Here is a 22,606-nt window from a genome sequence, read left to right on the forward strand (position 1 = left end):
ACAGAATAGAATACGTATGAATTGCAGGAGGAAAGGAAAGTATAAGGTCAGGCAAGCTGTTTGCTGGGCCATATGGATGTTTTTCGGCGCGGGCGCCAATCTGCATGCCCAGGATATCATCATCCCCATCGAAACGCGGAACAATGCGCTGGTGCTGGAAGCCGGCAAAGGAAAAGACCTGTCGGTCATCTATTTCGGCAGGAAGCTGGCGAATGGACAGGAATATAAGCTGGCGCCTTCCGTATATAAACAGACCACGGATTATACCGGGCTGCTGAATGCGGCATATACGCCGTCGGGCTCCCGCAACCTGCTGGAACCGGCCATCTCCGTGGTGCATGCCGATGGCAACCGCTCGCTGGACTTACAATATGTAAAGCATGAGCACAAACAGCTGGGCGACAGCATCTCTCTTTTTTCAATAACCCTGAAAGACCCGGTGTATGATTTTGAAGTGGTGCTGCATTACAAAGTATACCCCCGGCAGGACGTGATCGAACAATGGTCCGCGATCAGCCACCGGGAAAAGGGGAACGTGGTGCTGGAGAAATTCGCTTCCGCCAACCTGTACCTGAAAGCGCAGGGCTTTTGGCTGAACCAGTACCATGGCGATTGGGCGCGGGAAATGCAGCCCGAGGAATCGAAGATCACGCACGGCATCAAAACGCTGGATTCAAAACTGGGTACCAGGGCTAATCTTTTCCAGCCTTCCGTGTTTATGATCTCGCTGGACAAACCTGCCGCCGAAGACGAAGGAACGGTGCTGTACGGCGCATTGGAATACAGCGGCAATTTCAGGACCGATATTGAGGTCGACTATCAGGATAACCTCCGGCTGATCTCCGGCATCAATAATTATGCGTCTCCTTATGCGCTCAAGCCTGGAGAAGAATTTGCAACGCCCGCGTTTTTGTACATCCTTTCTGACAAAGGAAAAGGATACGCCAGCCGCCAGCTGCACGACTGGGCCAGGAACTACCGCATCCTGGACGGGAAAGGCAACCGGCTCAGCCTGCTCAACAACTGGGAAGCCACTTATTTCGATTTTAATGAAAACAAGCTGAAAGGCCTCCTGCGCGATGCTAAAAAACTCGGCGTGGACCTTTTCCTGCTGGACGATGGATGGTTTGCCAACAAATATCCCCGCAACAGCGACAAGGCCGGCCTGGGCGACTGGCAGGAAAACAAAAGCAAGCTGCCCAACGGGATCGCCAGCCTGGTGAAGGAAGCTGAAAAAAATGAAGTGAAGTTCGGGATATGGGTGGAACCGGAAATGGTGAACCCGAAAAGCGAATTGTACGAAAAGCACCCGGACTGGGTGATCAGGCAACCTGCGCGCAACGAGCATTATTTCCGCAACCAGCTGGTGCTGGACCTCAGTAACCCCGCCGTGCAGGATTTCGTATACAGTACGGTGGATGATCTTTTCACCCGTAACCCGGGCCTGGCCTATATTAAATGGGACTGCAACGCAGTGATATTTAACGCGCATTCCGCTTATCTCGGCGGCAACCAGTCCCATTTCTACATCGAATACATGCGCGGGTTGTACAATGTGCTGAAACGCATCCGCACCAAATATCCTGATGTGCCCATGATGCTTTGTTCAGGCGGCGGCGGCCGTGTGGATTATGAAGCGCTGAAATATTTCACCGAATACTGGCCCAGCGACAATACCGATCCGCTGGAACGCATCTTCATCCAATGGGAATATTCCTATTTCTACCCTGCCATTGCCACAGCTAACCACGTAACGGACTGGGGGAAGCAACCCATAAAGTTCAGGACCGATGTGGCCATGATGGGCAAGCTGGGATTCGATATCGTGGTGAGCGAGCTGGGAGAAAAAGACCTGGCTTACTGCCGGCAGGCCATCGGTGAATACAATTCATTCAGGCATCTTGTATGGCGGGGCGACCAATACCGGCTGGCCGATCCGCGGAAGGGCGCGGTGGCTTCCGTTTCGTATGTTGCGAAAGACCGTTCGGAGGGCGTTATTTTCAATTATCTCGTCAGCAATCGCTACGGCGAAGGCAGTGCTAACCCCATCCGCTTAAAGGGCCTGGACCCCGCGGCGCTTTACCGGCTGAAAGAGATCAGCCTTTATCCCGGTACAAAATCAGCTATCGATGAAAGCAGGCAGTATTCCGGCGAATTCCTGATGCAGGTGGGCTTCAACCCGGAAATATCCGGTGCGAGGACGAGCGTAGTGCTGAAGCTGGAGAAAAGATAAATATGCCCGTAGACCGGGAAGAATAAAGGCTGGAAGTAATTCCGGCCTTCATTTTTTGTAACAGGTCAAACCATTTAGCTACCACGCAATTACGACGAATATGATCGTTTTCTGCCATTTTTATTATAGTTTGCAACCGGCTGCTAAATCAAAGAATTATTGTCAACCGAACATACACATGTGGAAAGGGAGCTGCTTTCGCGGATAGCGCAGGGGGATGCTGACGCCTTCAGGCTGTTGTATGACCGCTACTGGAAAGACCTGTTTACTCTGGCAGCCAGGATGCTGAGAGGAGAAGAAGAAGCGGCAGACGTGCTCCAGGATGTGTTCCTTTCATTATGGCAGCGCCGGGCAGAGCTGGATATACAAGGTTCTCTCGCCGCCTACCTGCACAGCAGCGTGCGCTACAAGGTGCGGGATTATATCGCCAAAAACATCACCCGCCGCGATTACCTGGCGCTGCTCACCGATACTGCTGTTAATACCCTTCCCCCGTCTTCACAACTCCGGCTGGAACTGAAAGAAGTTCAGCAGGCCATCCAGGCTACCGTATCAAAAATGCCCGCCCGCATGCGGGAGGCTTACCTGCTCAGGCGGGGGCAGCACCTCAGTTATGCCGAGATCGCAGAAAAAATGGGCACTTCCCCTGAAACGGCCAGGAAACAGGTGCAGCAGGCGTTGCTGCTGATCAAAAACACCCTCGGATACACCGGTGTAGCCGTTATCATGGCACTTGCAGATCTGGCCGGGTAATTTTTTTTCTTTTTAATACCCGGTTTGATATTCCCGCCCGACTATTTAATGAACCACGTTGATTTATATGGACGCAATTAAAGCCAGGGAACTGATTGAACGCTACAACCAGGGCAACTGCACGGCTGAAGAAAAGCTGCTGGTAGAGGCCTGGGAAGCGGAACTGGAGGCTACGGGCGAATTCAGCGCAGACGAGCCTGTGCTGGCCCGCTGGCAGGAGGAAGTGTATGCCCGCCTGATGGAACAGGTGAGTGCGGGGGAGGAGATTCCGCCCGTGCCCGTACACCGCATCCATTTTATGAGAAGATGGGGCTGGGCGGCCGCTGTGGCTGTTCTTGCCCTGGGACTGGGCGCTTACCTGCTCAGTGTCCGTGAAAAAAGTCCGGAGCCTGCTGTGGCGGCTGCCGGTACAAAAGATATCGCCCCGGGCAAAACCGGTGCGGTGCTCACGCTGGCGGACGGCTCGCAGGTGGAGCTGGACAGCCTGGGCAACGGCGTTATTGCCACGCAGAACGGCGCGAAAGTACGGTTGCAGAACGGTCAGGTGGTGTATGATGAAACCGGGGAACCGGCGGGAACGGCTTTTAATACCATGGTCACGCCCCGCGGCCGGCAGTTCAGGATAACGCTGCCTGACGATACCAAAGTATGGCTGAACGCAGCCAGCTCCCTGCGGTATCCCACGGCATTCACCGGGAAAGAGCGGAGGGTGGAAGTAACAGGGGAGGCCTATTTTGAAGTGGCGAAGAACAAAGACAGGCCTTTCCGCGTAGTGGTGAATAATGCCACTGAGGTAGAAGTGCTGGGTACGCACTTTAATATAAATGCTTATACAAACGAGCAGGCTATTCATACCACTTTGCTGGAAGGTAGTTTGCGGGTAATAAACAGCGGACGGGGCGCGCTGCTGAAACCCGGTCAGCAGGCGCAGATACGGGACGGCATAAAGGTGGCGGACGATGTGGATATTGATAAAGTGATGGCCTGGAAGAACGGCATTTTCAATTTTGAAGGCGCAACGCTGGAGCAGTTTATGCGGCAGGTGGAAAGATGGTACGATATAGAGGTTGAATATGAAAAAGGCGTGCCTGATATTACTTTCTGGGGGAAAATGACGAGGGACATTCCCTTGTCGGGCCTGCTGGTGGTGCTGCAAAAATCGAATGTGCATTTCAGGCTCGAAGGGCGCAGGCTGATCATATTGCCTTAAAGACTAATCACCTATAATAAGACATGAGTAATTCGAATGATGTAAGATCAACCATTAAATTTTAAAAAGAAGCCGCCATGGTTGGCCCCATGACGGCAGGACTCAATTGAATCAAACCGGTCTGACAAACCATTTAATTAACAACCAAATCTCTTGCAATTTATGCAAAAAAACTGCCATTGGCGGCCGGGAAGCCCGGCCAGATGCCATCGCCTAACCAAAATCGTGAGGATCATGAGACTGACCGCTTTTTTATTGACTGTTGCACTTGTTCATTCCTATGCCTCCGGAACAGCACAGAAAGTTTCTTATTCAGCCAGGGGAGCGAGCCTGAAGCAGGCTTTCTCCGCCGTCGAAAAACAGACCGGCTACGTGGTTTTTGCCAATGAACAATTTTTCAAAGCAGCCGGACCGGTATCTGTAAAAGCAGAGAACATGCCGTTGCAGGACTTCCTCAATGCATTGCTCAAAGATCAGCCGCTGGAATATGTGATCCAGGGTAAAACCATCGTGCTTTCCTGGAAAGCGCCCGCCCCTTCGCCGGTGCCCGTTGCGGCTGAAGAACCTCAGGTGCGCGACAACATTACCATCAAAGGAAAAGTGACCGATGAAAAGGGGTACCCGATGCCGGCAGTTTCCATCGTTGTTCCCGGAACGCCTTTCGGCACACATACGGAACCCGATGGTACTTACATTCTCCGGAATGTGCCGGAGAATGCGGAGCTGGTCGTTTCCTATATAGGATTTGAAACGCAGCGTTTCAAAATTTCCGGAAGGGAAGAGATCAACGTGGCGCTGAAGATGAGCGTAAGCGGGCTGAACGAGACGGTGGTGATCGGCTACGGCACCACTACAAGGGCGAAGAACACGGGCAGCATCAGCTCTATTACCGCGGATGAAATTGCCAAACAACCCGTGGCCAACCCGCTGAACGCCCTGCAGGGCAGGGTAGCGGGCGCACTAGTCACCCAATCCAACGGCCTTCCCGGCTCCCGTGTGACCATCGTGGTGCGTGGCCTCAACACGCTGGACGCTACCGGCGCGGGTTCGCAGCCTTTATATATCATAGACGGGGTGCCCTTCAATATACAAGATGGCATCGTCCCCGTTTCCAACGACCTCAACGGCCGCGGATCCTTTGCTGCCAACGGCGGCATCAGCCCCTTCAGCATCATCAATCCCGCCGAAATAGAAAGGATAGACATCCTGAAGGATGCAGACGCCACCGCCATCTACGGTACACGCGGGGCCAACGGCGTAGTGCTTATCACCACCAAAAAAGGCCAGGCCGGTAAAACCAAGCTGGACATCAACGTATACCGCGGCGCGGGGAAAGTAGGCCATTTCATCCCCATGATGAATACGGAGCAATACCTGCAGATGCGCAAAGAAGCTTATGCCAACGATGGCATTACGCCCACCGCCGCCAACGCGCCCGACCTGCTCCTCTGGGATCAGAACACGAATACCGACTGGCAGAAAAAATACCTGGGCGGCACCGCCAGCACTACAGACGCCCAGGCCACCGTATCCGGCGGCGACCAGCGTAACCGTTTCCTGCTGAATGCCGGTTACCATAAAGAGACCACCGTATTCCCCGGCGATTATAATGACTACCGCATCTCCACCAGGCTGAATGCGGAGCATACCTCGCTGAACAAAAAATTCCATGCAAGCGTTGCCGTGAATTATTCTTACGGGGAAAGCGATCTGCTGCGGCAGGACATGAGCACGCTCTACCTCCTCCCGCCGAACCTTCCGCTGTATAACACAAATGGTTCCCTGGCCTGGACAGGTAATTTCACGAACCCGGAATCTTTCCTGCTGGTGAAATACATCGGCAAAACCAATAACCTGATGGCCAACACGGTATTGCGGTATACCATTCTGCCGGGGCTGGACGTGAAAACTTCTTTTGGTTATAACAACATATCACTGGATCAGAACAACCAGTTTCCCGCCTTGTCTAAAAATCCCCTTGTGGGGCCGGCAACAGACTCTGCTACTTTCCAGGCGCTGGGCCAGAAATCCTATATATTCGAGCCGCAGATCACCTACAACACTACCGTTGCCAAGGGCCGGCTCTCTGCCTTGCTGGGCGCTACCTTTCAGCACAGCCTGAATGAATCACTGTCCATCTTCGCCGGTAACTACAGCACGCCGGCTTTACTCGGAACCCCTGCGGGCGCGGGCACGTACGGCACGCCCGGCATAGGTTATACATTGTACAGGTATAACTCGTTGTTTGGCCGGGTAAACTACGACTGGGATTCGAAATACGTGATCAATGCAGTAGTAAGAAGGGACGGTTCATCGCGCTTCGGCCCCAACAACCGCTTCGGTACCTTCTGGTCTGTTGGCGGCGGATGGATATTTTCCAACGAAGAATTCGCTAAATCATTCTCATGGCTCTCTTTCGGTAAACTGAGGGCCAGCTATGGCGTTACGGGCAACGATCAGATCGGTGATTATCAGTACCGCAACCTGTACAACCCGGCCTCGGCATACCAGGGCGTGGCAGCACTGGTGCCCAGCAGGGTAGACAATCCAACGCTGCAATGGCAAACCACTTACAAGATGGAATTCGGCATGGAACTGGGCTTTTTCAGGAATGCCGTGCAAATGACCGCGAATTATTACAGGAACCGTACGCCCAACCAGCTGGGCTTCCTGACCATGGCTTCGCAGGCCGGGTTCAATTCTTACAATGCCAACTTCGATGCATTGATACAGAACACCGGTTTCGAACTTGAACTGAATACGGTCAATATCCGCAAGAAAGATTTCAAATGGAGCACTTCATTTAATATAACCATCCCGAGAACGAAAGTCGTAGACGCCAGCAAGAGTTACTTCTTTTATAACGCCAAAGCCATCGGGCAGCAGCTGAGCTACGTCATGCGTTATCAGTACCGTGGCGTAGACCCCGCTACGGGGAAACCCATGTACCGGGATGCGGGGAAGGACAGCCTCACGTTCACGCCTAATTTTAACAACGACAGGGCAGTGGCCGGTTATACGGCGCCCAAGGCCTATGGTGGGCTGAATAACGTTATCACCTATAAAAACTTCGACCTCAGCTTTTTCTTCCAGTATACCGTGCAGGACGGCAACATTCTCCCTACTTCCGCACCAGGCGTGCTGAGCACCGGCAACCAGCCTACGTTCTGGCTGAACCGCTGGCAGAAGCCGGGTGATGTTACGGCTGTGCCGAGATATACCAGCGTTTCCAGTGTCTATTCCGCTTACGGCAGCTCCGACGCCGTATTCGGGAATGCTTCCCTGCTGCGCCTGAGAAATGTGAACCTTTCATACGCGTTCCCCAAGCAGTTAGCAGGGCGCCTGAAAGCGGACAACCTGCGGGTGTACCTGCAGGGCCAGAACCTCTGGTGGACCTCCAAACAGAAATATGTTTACGATCCGGAAACGGGCACAGCCATGCCCCCGCTCCGGGTGATCACGGCCGGGATTAATGTTACACTTTAAAATTACCAGCATGAAATCGAGATTATTAAATATAAAGAATAGTTGCCTGGGGCTCGTTTCCCTTGCATTCGCGACCGGTCTTTACTCCTGCGAAAAATACGTCGATATTAACACGCCGCCCAATGCTATCGGCTCGGGTAATGCCTTTGCCGATTCATCCACCGCCACCGGCGTTGTGATGGGCATTTACAGCGGCATCGCCAGCGGGTTCGAATCAGTTGTTTTAAGTTCCATCAGGTACGGGGCCATGAGTTCCGACGAAGGATATTATCTTACCAATACTTCCTTCGACAATTTTAAGAATAACACCCTGGCCGCAGGCGGTGAAACTACCGGGCATTACGGCAACCTGTTCAGGAGAATAGGCAGGGCCAACTTCGCGATCGAAGGCCTTATTGCCGCCCCCTCTCTTTCCGCCACCTTAAAGAATCAATTACTCGGCGAGGCCAGGTTCTGGAGGGCCTGGTGCTATTTCCAGCTGGTCAATTATTTCGGGGAAGTACCGCTGGTAACCACTACAGACGCCCTGCGCACCAGCCAGCTGCCAAGGTCGGAAGTAGCGGACGTATACAGGCAGATCATCGCAGACCTCACGGAGGCAAAGCAATTGCTGAGCCCCGTATATCCTTCCGGCGAAAGGGCGAGGATCAACCGGTATGTAACCTCCGCTTTCCTCGCCAGGGTATACCTGTACCAGTCCAACTGGGCCGGTGCGGAAGCCGAGGCTACAGAAGTGATCAACAGCGGCGTATACAGCCTGGTGACCGACCTGGATAAGGTGTTCCTGATGAACAGCAACGAGACCATCTGGCAGATCTCCCTGGCAGGCACTTCCACGCCGGCAACGATCATGGGCTCCGAATTTCTGCCCTCTGCCACCACGCCCAGGTTTGTTTTATACGACACGCTGGCCAACACTTTCGAAGCCAACGACCAGCGCAAGGTTTCCTGGACAAGATCCATGACCTATGCGGGAAAAGAATACTGGTATCCTTATAAGTACAAACTCAGCACAGCCACTGCCGGCAACGAATACCCGGTAATGATCAGGCTGGCGGAAATGTATCTCACCAGGGCGGAAGCCAGGGCCAACCAGGAAAAAGTGGAAGACGGCGTGAAGGATATCAACGAAGTGCGGCAACGCGCACAGATACTTCCGCTGCTGCTTACTACCACGAAAGAGCAGCTGCTGGCTGCCGTAGAGCATGAGAAGTGGGTGGAATTATTCACCGAGGCAGACAGGTGGTTCAACCTAAAAAGGCTGAACAGGGCCACCACGGTGCTAAGCCTGATCAAGCCCGCCTGGAAGCCGTTCCAGCAATTGTATCCGCTTCCCACGCAGGACCTGAATGCCAATCCAAACCTGGAGGATAACCCGGAATATTAACCGCACACCCAACGGAGCGGGCGGTCATTTACCCGCTCCGTTGCCATTTGCAACCATCGGTGTTATAAATCACGAAACCATGAAACTACTTTCCCTGTTACTATGCTCACTGCTGGCATTAACCAGTGTTGCGCAACGCGGCCCCGCCAATCCCAGGCTTACCGCCATAATGGCCATGAAGGACACTGCGGCTTTGCAGGATACCCTTGCTGCATTGGAAGGCAGCAAAAATGAAAGCGAGCTTCAGCTGCTGCTGAGCTACTACAACGCTACCCGTAATGCAGATAAAAGCGAACAAACGGAAGGGCTGATCCGGCGGCGTTTCCCGAATGGCAGAACGGCTTTTAACGAACTGGGAGAACGCATCTATGCCGAGCGCGATCCCGCGGTGAATGAAAAGAATTACAAGGAGATGGTAACACGGTTCGGATCGCAGCCGGGCTTCAACCTGGACGGCTCAAGGTATTTCGTGGCCGTTACCTTCCTGGGCAAAAACAAGCCGGAGAAAGTAATGGAGTACCTGAACATGATCCGGAACAGCACTTATAAAACAAGCGCTTTCTCCTATGCGGCACGCGAATCCATCGCGGCGAAGGATTACCGGCTGGGGGAAACATTGATCCGGAAGACTTTTGCCGACCTCAACGGGGATACCACTCACGAGGGGATGGACGAGTTTTCAAGGATCTTCAGCGAGCTGATGTATGCCAACGGGAAATACGAAGAAGGATTTCCTCACGCCAGGCGGATATACGACAAACGGTCACGGAAGACCGCGGTGGGCGTTCCACAACTGAAAGCCACCTATCTCAACTATCTCATTCAATTGAACAGGTACAACGAAGCTTATCCCGAGATGGTGCAGCTGCTGAAAAGCGGCAACGCCACCCCTTTGATAAAGGAGCGGTTCAAGGCGGCGTATGTGGCTGTTAACGGCTCTGAAACCGGTTTTGCTGATCTTGTTACGAACATCAATAAAGAGTTTAAGGAAAAAACAAGGGAAGAAGTAGCAAAGAAAATGATCAGTAAGCCGGCTTATAACTTCGAGCTGAAAGACCTTACCGGCAAAACGGTTAAGCTGAGCGAATTTAAAGGCAAAGTGGTGGTGCTTGATTTTTGGGCTACCTGGTGCGGCCCCTGTAAAGCGTCTTTCCCCAGGATGCAGGAAGCGGTGAACCGGTATAAAAATGAGAAAGATGTGGTGTTCCTGTTTATCCACACCATGGAAAGGGCTCCCGATGCGGCCAAAGCAGCGGGGGATTATATCAGGGATATGAAATACACGTTCAATGTACTGATGGACTTTAAAGACCCGGCCACCAAAAAGAACCCTGCTGCAACGAACTATATGGTCAATGCAATTCCATGCAAGATCATCATCGACGGGGCGGGGAATATCCGTTTCAGCACCGTAGGGAACAGCGCCGGGGGAGAAGATGCATTCCTCGAAGAAATGGACGCCATGATCGGTATGGCCAGGGGATGATAACAATGAATACTAATCAACAACTCAAAACGTAAAATATGAGAAAGGTCTTTCTGCTGCCGTGTCTTTTAATTACGCTGGCCTGTGCCAACCATGCATCCGCACAATCGGGAAACCGGGGATCGGATACAACAGAACGGTATTACACCAGGCTCGCCCGTTCTGCAAACGAAGCTGATAAAAGCACGCTGGAAACGAAATTGTATGCGCTGCTGCAAAGCAGCAACCAGGAAAAGGACTGGCTGCTGGCCCGCCGTTTCTTCTACATGCTGAACAAACAGAAAGTAAGCGATTCGATCACGAACAGGTTAAAGACCCTGTTCCCATTGGGAGAAGTGGTGAGGAACGAGGAAGCGACGGCCGTATACAACGAAAAGGATGCCGTGAAAAAAGAACAAGCCTATAAAAACTGGGTAGCGAAATTCCCGCCAACAAAACCATGGACAGACAACATCCCATATGACTATGCCGCCCATGCTGTTGCAGGAGCCTACCTGGAAACCGGCGACCTGAAAAAAATGATGTTGTATGCGGATAAGCTGCAATCGCCCATCTGGAAGCCCGAAGGCCTGGCAGGCCTGTCCGAAAGACTGCTGAGAAAAGGGCACACCAGGGAAGCCGCCGAATTATGCCGGAAAGCCCGGGCGCAGGCGCTTAGCTACCTGGCCACGAAAAGTGGCGACCAGGGAGCGAACGGCTTTGTTAAATCAGCCTATGTATACACCAGTGCCATGCTCGCGGATATTCTATATAAGGAGAAAAAATACGACGAGGCGCTGAAGTACATCACAGCAGCGCACGACAGTTCTGACAGGATCAGGCCTAATGTAAATGCCACCTACGCTAATGTCCTTACCGCACTGGGCAGGAACCGTGAGGCATTCGACCTTCTTAACGAAACAGCAGCGGCCGGCCTGGTGAATGCGGACATGAAGAAAACCCTCCAGGAACTGTATGTAAAAGTAAAGGGAAGCACAGCGGGTTATGAGGAATACATGGATGCGCTGAATAAAAAGATAGCTGAAAAGGTCAGGAAAGACCTGGCCAAGCAGATCATCAATACTCCCGCTCCCACGTTCACATTATCCGATGTGAACGGGAAAACTGTTTCCCTGGCGGATTTGAAAGGGAAGATCGTGGTGCTGGACTTCTGGGCTACCTGGTGCGGGCCCTGCAAAAAGTCTTTCCCCGGTATGAAAATGGCGATGGAGAAATTCAGGGATGATCCGGATGTCCGTTTCCTCTTTATCCATACATGGGAAAAAGAAGAGAATGCTGCTGAGAAAGCAAAGCAATATGTGACGGAGAATAACTATCCTTTTGAAGTGCTGATGGATTTGAAAGATCCGGCAACGGAGGAGAACAAGGTGGTGAAAGATTATAAGGTGACTGGCATACCGACGAAATTCGTGATCGACAAGAGCGGGAATATCCGTTTTAAGTTCACCGGCGCCGGCAGTACCGACGATATCGCGGTGGAAGAAGTTTCGGCGATGATAGAGATGGCCAGGAAGTAAAAATAGTTTAATCTTCTGCCTGGTTGGGTTGGGTAGTAGTTGAACAAAATAAAAGGACAGGCCGGGAATTTTTCCGGCCTGTCCTTATTATTCAGGAACTGGTTTCTGCATTAATAACTTCACTTTACACTTTAAAGAAACGGAGGAACTGCTCCAAAACCCCATCAGGACATTCTTCCATCAAAAAATGCCCTCCCGGCAAAGCCGCGCCCGATAACTGGTCTGCCCAGTTCTTCCACACCGGCAACGGCCCTTCCGGTCCGGAGAAATCTTTTTCCGACCACAGTGCCAGAACAGGGCAGCGTATACGCCGGTGATTTGCACGGTCTTCCTGGTCATAAGCAGCATCGAGAACTGAAGCCCTGTATTCCGCGCACATGGCTGCTATTACTTCTTTCTTTTTAAAGCAGCGCAGGTATGCGGCTCTTGCTTCCGGGGAAATGAGCCCCGGTGTTACGGACCAGTCATCCAATACATAATCGAGATAGAACTCAGCGTTCTCCTGTAAAAGCCTTTCAGGCAGCGGGGCCGGCTGTGCCAGGAATATCCAGTTCCCCATCTTCACCGCCATATCATAAGTAAACCTGTCCATCATTTCCAGCGTGGGAATGATATTCAGTACAGCAAGCCGGGATATTTCATCCGGATGGTCGAGCGCCATGCGATAGGCAACACGCCCGCCCCTGTCGTGGCCCGCCAGCGCGAAAGTGCTGAAGCCCAGCTGTCGCATCAGCTGCACCAGGATATTGCCCATGCTGCGTTTGGTGTAATTGCTGTTATCCGCATTGGGAACCGGCCCTGTAGAATCGCCGTAGCCGGGCAGGTCCGGCAGTATGACTGTATAAGATGCAGCCAGTTGCGGCGCGATCTGATGCCAGGCGGCCTTTGTTTCAGGAAAGCCGTGCAATAGCAGCAATGGCGGGCCTTCTCCAGCCATTACCAGGTCGATGTGGCAATCAGCGACCGTTATCTTTTTGTGGGTAAACGCTTCAAACATGGGTTCCGGGTTTTAACATGAAACTGCTTTTGCAGTGTTTATGTTACCCGGCCGCAAATATCCCGCCAACAGGATATATGTTATTGCTCATCTCCCCGGATGCCGCCCCAAAATGCATTTTACCTTCTGTACCATACTTGTCTGTTTTTTATTCCTGTTCCAACTAATTTGCGGACTATAACCAACCGGATCAAATTATCTATCCCTATCTGGAAAGATGCAAAGCCGTTCCCGTAGCGGAGACGTTTTTTGCAGGAACATCCGATAGTACCATTCAAAATTCATATGAAATTCGACAAGATAAAAACAGGGGCGGCGCTTATAGTGTTGCTGTTCGTTGGTGCGGGAGTACTTGCGCAACAAAAAAACGCGACAGAAACGGCTATTCAGCAGGCGATCAAAAAGTCATGGGGTGCTTCCGTAAAGGCATTCGCGTATGATACCCTGAAGCGCGCCCAGGCCGGCGGGCCTTTCAGCGCGGTGGTCGTTACAGCGGATGGATATATGCTCTCGGTGGCGCATGCAGTGCGGCCCGGCATGACCTACAAAATATTTTTCCCGGACGGAAGGACCGCCATCGCGCAGGGGCAGGGGAGAATAGACCTGAATGCCGAAGAAACCCTGCCGGATATTGCTGTGATGAAGATACTGGATGCGGGCGCCTGGCCCTTTGCGGAAATGGGCTCTTCAGCAGGCCTCACAAAAGGCACTCCCTGCCTGATGTTAGCTTACCCGGAATCTACAGGCATGCCGCTGCCGAATGTCCGCTTCGGGTATGTCACCGATCCCCTTGATAAGAACAGGTTCGTGGTATCGGATTGTACCATGGAGGTGGGCGATTCCGGCGGACCGGTATTCGACCTGGAAGGAAAGGTCATAGGATTGAACAGCCGCTGTGAGGCCGGAGAAGGGATCAACTACCATGTACCGGTGGATGAATACAAAAAACACTGGACCTCCCTGCTGAAGCAGCAGAATTATACCCAATACCCCGCAGAAGACAGCGCCGGGGCTGTTTCCGCACATGCCGCGCTTATGCCCGAACGGCCGCTGCCATCGCTGGAAATTGAGAAGAGCCGTTTACCGGTTAATATCATCAGCCGATTGAACAACAAAGAAAAGGAGACTGCCGGCACCATCTGGAAAGCCAGCCGCAAAGGAACCTGGATCATTGGTAAAAGTTCCGACCTGGGTGAATCGCCTGTGCTCCGTTCCGCCAAAGGCAAAAGTGTTCCGTTGAAGGTGCTGGCCCGCCATAAGGAAAACGACCTCGTGTTATTGTTCTCCGCTGAAAGGATCACGGACCGTAATGATGACATCAGCCGGGATGTTCAGGCTGAAGTTCCTGCCCTGGGCAGTTTCATTTATGTGCCGCTGCCTTCCGGGCAACAAAAGAGGGGAGTGGTGAGCACTGCCGCAACCAACATGCCTCCGCGAAGCACAGCGGGTTACCTCGGGTTGATGCTGATAGATAAAAGCGATGCCGCAACCGTGGAGTTCCTTGATCCGAACGGCCCCGCAGGCAAGGCGGGTATACGGCGGGGAGATGTTTTTGTCTGTATCAATGAAGCCAGGCCGGAAGATGCAACAGGGTTTAGCAACGAGCTGTTAAAGTATCCGCCGATGCAAACGATAAAGATCGGGCTGGAGAGGGGCGACAGTCTTATATACAAGGAAGTGGCCCTGGGAGAGCGCCCGGTGCAGCAGCCAACGCATGCTTCCGAATTATATGAAGGCGGCAAAAGCAGGATAAGGGATGGTTTTAAAGAAGCCTGGCTTTGCGATGCGCATGTGAGGTCAGCTGAATGCGGCGCGCCGGTATATGGCCCGGATGGCAGGTGGTGCGGTATTGTGATCGCGCGGTTCAGCAGAACAGCTACGGTGGTGCTGCCGGCTTCCCTGGTCAGGGATTGGCTGGGCGGGATGGATCTGGACGGCATGCTTAAAGTATAGCTTGCATGCAAAACCGGCGGCAGATCCTTTAAAAAGGACCCGCCGCTGGTTTGTGGTTAAGATCAATTGGTCAGGAACGGGTAATCGGTATATCCCTTTTCCCCGCCGCCAAAAAAAGTTGCTCTATCCGGCTCATTCAACGCTGCATTTAGCTCAAACCTTTTGGGCAGATCCGGGTTAGCCAGGTATAATGCGCCATAGGAGATCATCCTGGCGATTCCTTTCGCCAATTCGGCTTCTCCTGTTTCTTTAGTATAACCGGTATTCGCGATCACGGGGTGTTTGCTGAGAGGACCGAATGTTTCCATTACATCTTTCGGGTAATGCGGGTAATTATCTAAAGGATACATCGGGTGCATCAAATGAATATATGCCAATGGAATTTTGTTCAATGCCCCGATCAGTGGCGTGAACTGCGCAACAGGATCGCTGTTCTCTATGTTGTTGTAAGCGTTGGTGGGCGATAGTTTGATGCCGGCTTTGCCGCTGCCTGCGGCTTCCGCCAACTCCTCCATTACTTCCAGCACAAAACGGTTCCTGTTCTCAATGCTTCCCCCATAGCTGTCGGTTCTGCGGTTGGCGCTTTCCGACAGGAACTGGTTCGGCAGGTATCCGAACGCGCCGTGCAGTTCAACGCCGTCGAACCCCGCTGCTATGGCGTTCTTCGCAGCCTGGCCGTAATCCTTTACGGTTTGCCTGATCTCGCTGACCGTCAGTTCCCGGGGTGTTTCATAATCTTTTGGCCCCTGCGCGGTAAAATGCTGCTGCCCTTTGATGGCAATGGCCGACGGCGCAACAGGAAGGTTTCCCTGTCTATCCACAGAATGCCCGACGCGGCCTGTGTGCCAGAGCTGGGCGTAAATAACGCCGCCGTTATCATGAACAGATGTGGTTACTTTTTTCCAGGCGTCTATCTGTTCCGGGGTGAATATGCCGGGCGTCCAGGCGCTGCCCAGGGCCTGCGTTGAAATATTAATACCTTCCGTAATAATCAGTCCCGCACTGGCCCTTTGTGTATAGTATACCGTGGTCAGATCGCTCACCACCCCGTCAGTAGTGGCCCGGCTGCGTGTCATTGGTGCCATCGCCATGCGGTTCTTAACCGTTTGTTTTCCTAATGTTAGTTTTTCGAATAGTTTCATTTTGATGTTGTTTTTAATGAAGACAGCCTTTCGCCGGCTTGAAAATTTACTGCTGTTGGCATTGCTTTTTTTCTGAAATCAAAATTACCGGGGAATGATATAGATTTGTTACCTGTTACAATTAGGATACCGGTTACATAAAGGATACCGGCAAAAATTAAAGCGATGAACAAGAAACATTCCTGCAAACTCGATCCCGAGGCCTGCGCCAGGACCAGGATGGCCGTCCAGGATACGCTGGATGTAGTAGGTGGAAAGTGGAAGCTGGTGCTGCTGGCCATCCTGAGGGGCGGCAAATACAGGTTCCGGGAGCTGTCGAGGGAAGCCGGCATTTCGCCGCGTATATTATCGAAAGAGCTGCAGGAGCTGGAGATGAACGGCCTCGTGAGCCGCACCGTTCGCGATACGAAGCCTGTGACGGTGGAGTATGCGTTGACGCCTTACAGCGAAACGCTTTCCGACGTATTAGGCTCCATGCAAAAATGGGGTGAGCAGCACCGGAAAAAGATCGTGGAGAAATCCTGACCGGTGACCGGGGAGCGTTCACGGCAGAACTGAAAGCCTGTCATTTCCGCTTGGTTATCCCGGAGCACGGGCGGACGTTGCCTCGCATGTTACCCGCGCTGGCGGGCCATTACAGCCCGCCTTTTAAAATTCTCCCAGATTGTTTACATTTACCCGTCATTGGAATCAACGAATTTGTCAACCGATCTGTCATACGAAGACGCCGAACTGATCATTTTATTTCAGCGGGGCGAACGGGTAGCCCTGCATGCGGTCTATGAACGTTTTATGCGGCCGCTCTGCTATTTCATCGACCAGATGGTGGAAAATACCATGGCATCGGAAGACATCGTTTCTGAATGTTTCATCCAGGCTTTCAAAAGAAAGGAAGATTTCCCCTCCATTGCGCACCTGAAATCATTTTTATATACGTCCGCCCGTAATGCCGCGCTCAACCACCTGAAGGCGCAGAAACGGCATGGTGATGTTCATCACTCGCTGGAAAAGGCCGCGGAGCGGCTGGATACGGACGTGGAAAAAGCATACATCAAGACAGAAGTCATGCAGCTGATCTTTTCAGAGGTCGAAAAGCTGCCGCCCCGCTGCCGCGACGTGGTGCGCCTGGCCGTCATAGACGGTAAAAGCGCCCAGGAGATCGCCACGGAGCTGAATATGGCCTATCAGACGGTTCTAAACCAGAAAGCAAAAGGAGTAGGGCTGTTGCGCGTCGCCCTGCTGAAAAATGAACTCATTTCCCTGCCCGTGCTCATCGCAGCTCTTTCGCTGCTGCGAACCTGAATTTTTTTTTTAGAGCGGCCGGTAGATTTTGACGCGTTAGTTGTTTTAGGGGTATATGGGCATGACAGAAAACAATGACCAGATCGTCCGGCTGATTGGTAAATACCTGGAAACCAGCCTGGATGAAGATGAGCAACGTACATTAGACGAATGGCTGAACGCCGCTGAGGACAACCGCAGGCTGCTCCGGGAACTGACCGACCCGCAGCTGGTAGCCCAGGGGCTGCGCCGTTTTTATGCCTACGACGCAAACCGCATTTCCCAAAAAATCACAGCAGAAATACCGGCCTTTGCCGCTCCCGCGCCCGCACCGGTGCACCGCCTGCATTTTCTGCGCCGCTGGGGATGGGCGGCCGCTGCCGTATTGTTCCTCGGCGCCGGCGCCTGGTACTGGGCCGCGCAGCAGAAAGCCGGTCAGCCCCATGTGGCCTCAACGCCGGCGGAAATACCGCCAGGCCGCGAAGGCGCTATCCTCACCCTGTCCGACGGCCGCAAGGTAGTGCTGGACAGCCTGGCCAACGGCGTGATCGCGCAGCAGCACGGCACAGATGTGGTGCTTGCTAACGGACAACTGACTTATAATGATGCCGGCAGCGATGCCACCGCCATCGCTTACAATACAATGACCACGCCCCGCGGCCGCCAGTTCAGGGTTACGCTTCCTGACGGCACAAAGGCCTGGCTGAATGCAGCCAGTTCCGTACGTTATCCCGTTGTTTTTACAGGCAACGAGCGCAAAGTGGAGATTACCGGGGAGGTGTATTTTGAAGTAGCCAAAGACGCTTCGAAGCCTTTCCTCGTGAACGCGGCGAACAAAGCTACCATCGCCGTACTGGGCACGTCCTTCAACGTGAATGCTTACGAGAATGAAAAAAATATCACCACAACGCTGCTCACCGGTGTTGTGAAAGTGGCCACGCCGGGAGATGCCGGCAAAGAGCCGGTGCTGAAACCGGGCCAGCAGGCCGGCGTGAGCCGTGCTGACGGCCGCATACAGGTACTTGGCGCAGACCTGGATAAAACCATGGCCTGGAAGAACGGCCTCTTCAATTTCGAAGGAGCCAGCATCGAAGACGTGATGCGCCAGCTGGAACGCTGGTACGACATCAGCGTCGTATATGAAAATGGTATACCGGACATTACATTCCTGGGGGAAATAAACAGGCAGATCGCATTGCCCGATCTGTTGGAAATATTAAGAAGAACAGACGTGGGATTCAGGATCGAAGGACGCACATTGATCGTGCTGAACAACTAGCATACAACGGCAGAACAAAGGGGTAAAAAAATATCAGATTAAGAACCAGCCAAACAAAGAACCGTCACGGATTGCAGCCGTGACGGTCTCACATGATCCGGTTGAGGCTTAAACGGACTTGCTATTCTCATTTATTAACAACCAAATCGCTTGCAATTTATGCAAAAAAAATGCTATTGGCCGCCCGGTAACCGGGAAAACCACGGCCCGACCAAAATCATCCTGGCTATGAGACCGACCGAAGGGAGATCCCATCATGCCAGTGTAAAATTGATAAAAGTGATGAAACTGACTGCGATCCTACTGGTGGCCGCAATTTTCCAGGCCTCTGCCTCCGGCCACGCACAGACCGTTACCTTGTCTGCCAGGACTATACCTTTAAAGAACGTATTTGCCGCCATAAAGGCGCAAACCGGCTATGTGGTGTTCAGCAACGCCAGCACCATCGACGAGAATCACAACGTTACGCTGTCTGTAAAAGATATGCCGCTGGAGGAACTGATGGACCTGGTGCTGAAAGACTTGCCGGTCACTTACATGATCAAGGGCAAGACGATCGCATTGTCCCGCAAAGCGGCGCCCGCGGCGCAACCTGCGCCTCCGCCGGGCTCTGCCAGCGGCAGTATCCGGTCTGCATCTGGGGAACCCCTGCCGGGCGTGTCTATCCGCATAAAAGGCACCAATATCGGCACCATCTCCGCAATCAACGGGAACTTTTCACTCGTCAATATTCCTGACAATGCCGTGGTGGTGATCTCCATGCTGGGCTATGAGCCCGTGGAGATCGGATTCCGCCAGACGGTCAACGGGTTCGCCGCCTTTACCATCAAACGTGAGCAGGCTGGCCTGCTGAAATCCACGGAAAGCGGCGCTCCCGTACTGCTGATCACCATGCGCACCCGCGACCTTTCCATTAACGATGTAGTGGTGAACGGATATTCCAGCATCAACAAAGGCAATTACGTAGGCTCCATTTACAGCGTGCGCGCCGATGATATAAAAATAGCCGGCGAAACCAGCATCGACCAGATGCTGCAAGGCGTGGTGCCCGGTATGAACGTGATGGTACAATCCGGCCAGGTAGGGTCTACGCCCAAGATCCGCATCCGTGGTACTTCCACCATCCTGGGTAACCAGGAACCGGTATGGGTGGTAGACGGCATCATCCAGCGCGATCCGCTGCCCTTGCCGCCCAACAGCGGCAGCCTGGCGGGCGACCTGAACGACCTGCGCCTCATCGCTTCCAACGCCATTTCGTGGCTGAATCCGAACGATATCGAGACGATCACCGTATTGAAAGACGCCTCCGCTACCGCCATTTACGGCTCGCAGGCGGCTAACGGTGTGATCGTGCTGACGACCAAAAAAGGCCGTCCGGGGCAAATAGCCGTGTCTTACAGCACCAGCTTCTCCCTCGGCCAGCGTCCGAAATATGCACAATATGATCTTATGAACTCGCAGGAGCTCATGAAGTTCTCTAAAGAAGTGTACGAAGGCCGGGATTCCTATACCCAGAGCGTGATGCCCATTGGTTATGGCGCGCTCATCCAGCAACTGCAAAACAAGGAGATCAGCTATGATGAATATATGACGGGGTTCCGTAAGCTGGAAAACCAGAATACGGACTGGTTTAAACATCTTTTCCGCAACGCATTCAGCCAGAACCACAGCCTGAGCATCTCCGGCGGTACGGAAAAGCTGATGAACCGCACTTCCCTGAATATGCAGCGGCAGGTGGGCGAGGCGAAAGGCAACAGCCTCCGTTCTTTCTCGGCTTCCTCCAACACCACGCTCCGCCTGGGCAGCCGCCTCACCGTAAACCTGATGCTGAACGGAAGCGTGAATAATACCGAAGGTTTTGCTTACGGCGTAAGCCCTTTCGATTATGCTTATAACACCTCCCGCACGATACCGATGTATAATGAGGACGGCACCTTGTTTTACCACGAAAAACGCGGCGCCGGCAGTACCTCCATTCCCGGTAAGAACAGCTACCTCTATAACATACAGAACGAAATTGACAACACCGGCGCCGATAATACGAACAGTACGCTCAGTACCACTGCAGACGTGCGTTTGCAGCTGGCGAAAGGGCTGGAGTACCAGGGCCTGCTGTCTTATTCTTCTGCCACTACCCGGCAAAAATCATATGCCACTGAGCTTTCCTGGTATATCACAAACGAGCGCGGCTACGATTTCGGCAGTGTGCCTTCCAACTCCGCCGAGGAAAAAAGCAGCCGCCTGCCTTTCGGCGGGCTGGCAGCGTTCCAGAACTCTTCCAACAGGAGCTATACCCTACGGAACAGCCTCGTATATAACCGTACATTTAACAAAGTGCATTCCGTAACGGCGCAGGGTGGTATAGAAGCGCGTTCCTCAGATATGGAAAGCGACCTGGCCACCCGCTACGGTTACCTGCGGTACCGCGGCGAAAGTTATGCGCCCGTGCCGCAGAAGCCCGTGCTCATCAGCGGCAACCGGGAGGACCTGCATGAGGCCATGCGTCTCAACTCCCGCATTACAACACAGGAAAGTAATTACCTGAGCGAATATGTATCCTTATTCTACGGTTACGATCAGCGTTATGTGTTCAATTTTAACGCACGTGTGGACGCTTCCAACCGCTTCGGCCAGGATAAGAATAAACGGTTCCAGCCTACCTGGTCCGTGGGCGGCAAATGGCGCGTAGCGAACGAAAAATGGTTCGGGAACCTGGCCTGGCTGAATAACCTGGACCTTTCCGCTACGTACGGCTTCCAGGGTAACGCGGTGGAGGAGGTATCTCCTTATCTCATCGCTACCGATGGCGGCCTGAGCAATCTTTACAACCAGTATGTCCTCAATATTAAGTCGCTGCCTTACTTTGACCTGGGCTGGGAAAAAACCAAATCCTGGAATCTTGGCCTGGACCTCTCACTGTTCAACGGCAGGGTGAGCGCCGCGGCCAACTACTTCAGGAAGGTGAGCAATGTGCTGTCTCCCAGGGAAGTGCCGGTGGAAAACGGGATGGATGCGGCGATCGTGTTCGGCTCGCAGATGGAGAACTATGGCTACGACTTCATCGTGAATGTGATGCCTATACGCACAAAAGACTTTACCTGGCAGCTGGCCATCAACAGCGGCCGTACGCGCAACGTGGTAAAGGATAACCAGAAGATCAACCTGCTGAATGATTACCTGAACGGCAGCGCCGTGCTGAGCGGAAAACCATACTCCACCTTTTATTCCTATTCCTTCGCTGGCCTGAACCATAACACCGGCGTGCCGAGGTTCAATTACCTGGATGGCAAGCTGAGCGACGATTACAGGAACTTCCTGGTGGAAACCGGCAAGCTTGAGCCGGACTTTACGGGCGGACTCAGCACCTCGCTGCGCTATAGGAACTTCTCGTTCTCGGCCATGTTCTCTTTTGCATTCGGTGCGGACAAACGCCTGCCCGTGTATTATAATCCTTCCGGAGCGCCCACGCCGGAGCAGAACGCGCCGCGGATACTTGACCAGCGTTGGAAGAAGCCGGGAGACGAGCAGTACACGAACATTCCGGCCGTTCCGCCGGGCAACCCGAACAGGTTTTATGTGGCGCTGCCATTGCTCACGCCGGGCTCGGGCAATTTCGTTTCTCCTTACGACCTGTATAACAACTCTGATATCATGGTGGCCAATGCTGGTTTCATCCGCTGCCGCCAGCTGGCTCTCAATTACCAGTTCGGCCCGGCTGTGCTGAGAACACTGCATGTCAGGAACCTGTCTTCCTCCTTCAGTCTCACTAATCCTTTCTTTATCGCTTTCGATAAAGACTGGAGGGGATACGATCCTGAAACCGCCGGATGGCCTGCTCGCCGGGTGACTTCTGTATCATTTAACATGACCTTCTAACAATGA

Annotated in this window: 14 protein-coding genes; 12 read left to right on the plus strand and 2 right to left on the minus strand. The window is 53.0% G+C overall.

The genetic code is table 11. The features are described from left to right. Positions 1-16 precede the first annotated feature (16 nt). From ACTJIK_RS20110 to ACTJIK_RS20140, 7 genes are all read left to right on the plus strand, one after another. On the plus strand, positions 17-2,233 hold the full coding sequence (locus ACTJIK_RS20110) for an alpha-galactosidase (RefSeq protein ID WP_440649328.1): 2,217 nt from the start codon (positions 17-19) through the stop codon (positions 2,231-2,233). A 159-nt stretch (positions 2,234-2,392) separates the two neighbouring features. After that, positions 2,393-2,986 carry an RNA polymerase sigma factor gene (locus ACTJIK_RS20115; RefSeq protein WP_440649329.1) on the plus strand — a complete coding sequence of 198 codons (594 nt, stop codon included), beginning with the start codon at positions 2,393-2,395 and terminating at the stop codon, positions 2,984-2,986. Positions 2,987-3,053: 67 nt separating this feature from the next. Then, positions 3,054-4,196, plus strand: a complete 1,143-nt coding sequence (locus tag ACTJIK_RS20120; RefSeq protein WP_440649330.1) for a FecR family protein — start codon at positions 3,054-3,056, stop codon at positions 4,194-4,196. A gap of 234 nt (positions 4,197-4,430) precedes the next feature. Beyond that, the gene (locus ACTJIK_RS20125; protein ID WP_440649331.1) at positions 4,431-7,682 is read left to right on the plus strand and encodes a SusC/RagA family TonB-linked outer membrane protein; all 3,252 of its coding nucleotides are present in this window, start codon (positions 4,431-4,433) and stop codon (positions 7,680-7,682) included. A 10-nt stretch (positions 7,683-7,692) separates the two neighbouring features. Continuing rightward, positions 7,693-9,069: a RagB/SusD family nutrient uptake outer membrane protein gene (locus tag ACTJIK_RS20130; RefSeq protein WP_440649332.1), complete on the plus strand. Its 1,377-nt coding sequence runs from the start codon at positions 7,693-7,695 to the stop codon at positions 9,067-9,069. Between the two features lie 79 nt (positions 9,070-9,148). After that, positions 9,149-10,555, plus strand: a complete 1,407-nt coding sequence (locus ACTJIK_RS20135; RefSeq protein WP_440649333.1) for a TlpA family protein disulfide reductase — start codon at positions 9,149-9,151, stop codon at positions 10,553-10,555. Between the two features lie 38 nt (positions 10,556-10,593). Then, positions 10,594-12,072 carry a redoxin domain-containing protein gene (locus ACTJIK_RS20140; protein ID WP_440649334.1) on the plus strand — a complete coding sequence of 493 codons (1,479 nt, stop codon included), beginning with the start codon at positions 10,594-10,596 and terminating at the stop codon, positions 12,070-12,072. A 124-nt stretch (positions 12,073-12,196) separates the two neighbouring features. Here the strand turns inward: ACTJIK_RS20140 and ACTJIK_RS20145 are convergent, their stop codons facing one another. Then, positions 12,197-13,069 carry an alpha/beta fold hydrolase gene (locus ACTJIK_RS20145; RefSeq protein WP_440649335.1) on the minus strand — a complete coding sequence of 291 codons (873 nt, stop codon included), beginning with the start codon at positions 13,067-13,069 and terminating at the stop codon, positions 12,197-12,199. 285 nt (positions 13,070-13,354) lie between these two features. On the opposite strand from ACTJIK_RS20145, the gene ACTJIK_RS20150 reads away from it, so the two are divergent. Then, positions 13,355-15,022, plus strand: a complete 1,668-nt coding sequence (locus tag ACTJIK_RS20150) for a trypsin-like peptidase domain-containing protein (protein ID WP_440649336.1) — start codon at positions 13,355-13,357, stop codon at positions 15,020-15,022. 62 nt (positions 15,023-15,084) lie between these two features. Here ACTJIK_RS20150 and ACTJIK_RS20155 read toward each other — a convergent pair whose 3' ends face one another. Further along, positions 15,085-16,164 carry an alkene reductase gene (locus tag ACTJIK_RS20155; protein ID WP_440649337.1) on the minus strand — a complete coding sequence of 360 codons (1,080 nt, stop codon included), beginning with the start codon at positions 16,162-16,164 and terminating at the stop codon, positions 15,085-15,087. A gap of 165 nt (positions 16,165-16,329) precedes the next feature. Between ACTJIK_RS20155 and ACTJIK_RS20160 the strand changes: the two genes are divergently transcribed. The 4 genes from ACTJIK_RS20160 (at position 16,330) to ACTJIK_RS20175 (ending at position 22,600) form a co-directional block, all read left to right on the plus strand. After that, positions 16,330-16,689 carry a winged helix-turn-helix transcriptional regulator gene (locus ACTJIK_RS20160; protein ID WP_440649338.1) on the plus strand — a complete coding sequence of 120 codons (360 nt, stop codon included), beginning with the start codon at positions 16,330-16,332 and terminating at the stop codon, positions 16,687-16,689. Between the two features lie 174 nt (positions 16,690-16,863). Continuing rightward, positions 16,864-17,466 (plus strand): RNA polymerase sigma factor, encoded by a 603-nt coding sequence (locus tag ACTJIK_RS20165; protein WP_440649339.1) that lies wholly within the window; start codon positions 16,864-16,866, stop codon positions 17,464-17,466. Between the two features lie 61 nt (positions 17,467-17,527). Beyond that, complete coding sequence (locus tag ACTJIK_RS20170) at positions 17,528-18,724, plus strand: FecR family protein (RefSeq protein WP_440649340.1); 1,197 nt, start codon at positions 17,528-17,530, stop codon at positions 18,722-18,724. Positions 18,725-18,952: 228 nt separating this feature from the next. Further along, positions 18,953-22,600: a SusC/RagA family TonB-linked outer membrane protein gene (locus ACTJIK_RS20175; protein ID WP_440649341.1), complete on the plus strand. Its 3,648-nt coding sequence runs from the start codon at positions 18,953-18,955 to the stop codon at positions 22,598-22,600. The last annotated feature ends 6 nt before the right edge of the window (positions 22,601-22,606 follow it).

Source organism: Chitinophaga sp. 22620, from assembly GCF_052044405.1.
GTDB lineage: Bacteria > Bacteroidota > Bacteroidia > Chitinophagales > Chitinophagaceae > Chitinophaga.

What these genes read in the sequence shown, in the direction of transcription:
- ACTJIK_RS20145 (WP_440649335.1), bottom strand. Translation starts at nt 13,069, where the DNA reads ATGTTTGAAGCGTTTACCCACAAAAAGATAACGGTCGCTGATTGCCAC.
- ACTJIK_RS20155 (WP_440649337.1), bottom strand. Translation starts at nt 16,164, where the DNA reads ATGAAACTATTCGAAAAACTAACATTAGGAAAACAAACGGTTAAGAAC.
- ACTJIK_RS20135 (WP_440649333.1), top strand. Translation starts at nt 9,149, where the DNA reads ATGAAACTACTTTCCCTGTTACTATGCTCACTGCTGGCATTAACCAGT.
- ACTJIK_RS20130 (WP_440649332.1), top strand. Translation starts at nt 7,693, where the DNA reads ATGAAATCGAGATTATTAAATATAAAGAATAGTTGCCTGGGGCTCGTT.
- ACTJIK_RS20170 (WP_440649340.1), top strand. Translation starts at nt 17,528, where the DNA reads ATGACAGAAAACAATGACCAGATCGTCCGGCTGATTGGTAAATACCTG.
- ACTJIK_RS20160 (WP_440649338.1), top strand. Translation starts at nt 16,330, where the DNA reads ATGAACAAGAAACATTCCTGCAAACTCGATCCCGAGGCCTGCGCCAGG.
- ACTJIK_RS20150 (WP_440649336.1), top strand. Translation starts at nt 13,355, where the DNA reads ATGAAATTCGACAAGATAAAAACAGGGGCGGCGCTTATAGTGTTGCTG.
- ACTJIK_RS20140 (WP_440649334.1), top strand. Translation starts at nt 10,594, where the DNA reads ATGAGAAAGGTCTTTCTGCTGCCGTGTCTTTTAATTACGCTGGCCTGT.
- ACTJIK_RS20110 (WP_440649328.1), top strand. Translation starts at nt 17, where the DNA reads ATGAATTGCAGGAGGAAAGGAAAGTATAAGGTCAGGCAAGCTGTTTGC.
- ACTJIK_RS20125 (WP_440649331.1), top strand. Translation starts at nt 4,431, where the DNA reads ATGAGACTGACCGCTTTTTTATTGACTGTTGCACTTGTTCATTCCTAT.
- ACTJIK_RS20175 (WP_440649341.1), top strand. Translation starts at nt 18,953, where the DNA reads ATGAGACCGACCGAAGGGAGATCCCATCATGCCAGTGTAAAATTGATA.
- ACTJIK_RS20120 (WP_440649330.1), top strand. Translation starts at nt 3,054, where the DNA reads ATGGACGCAATTAAAGCCAGGGAACTGATTGAACGCTACAACCAGGGC.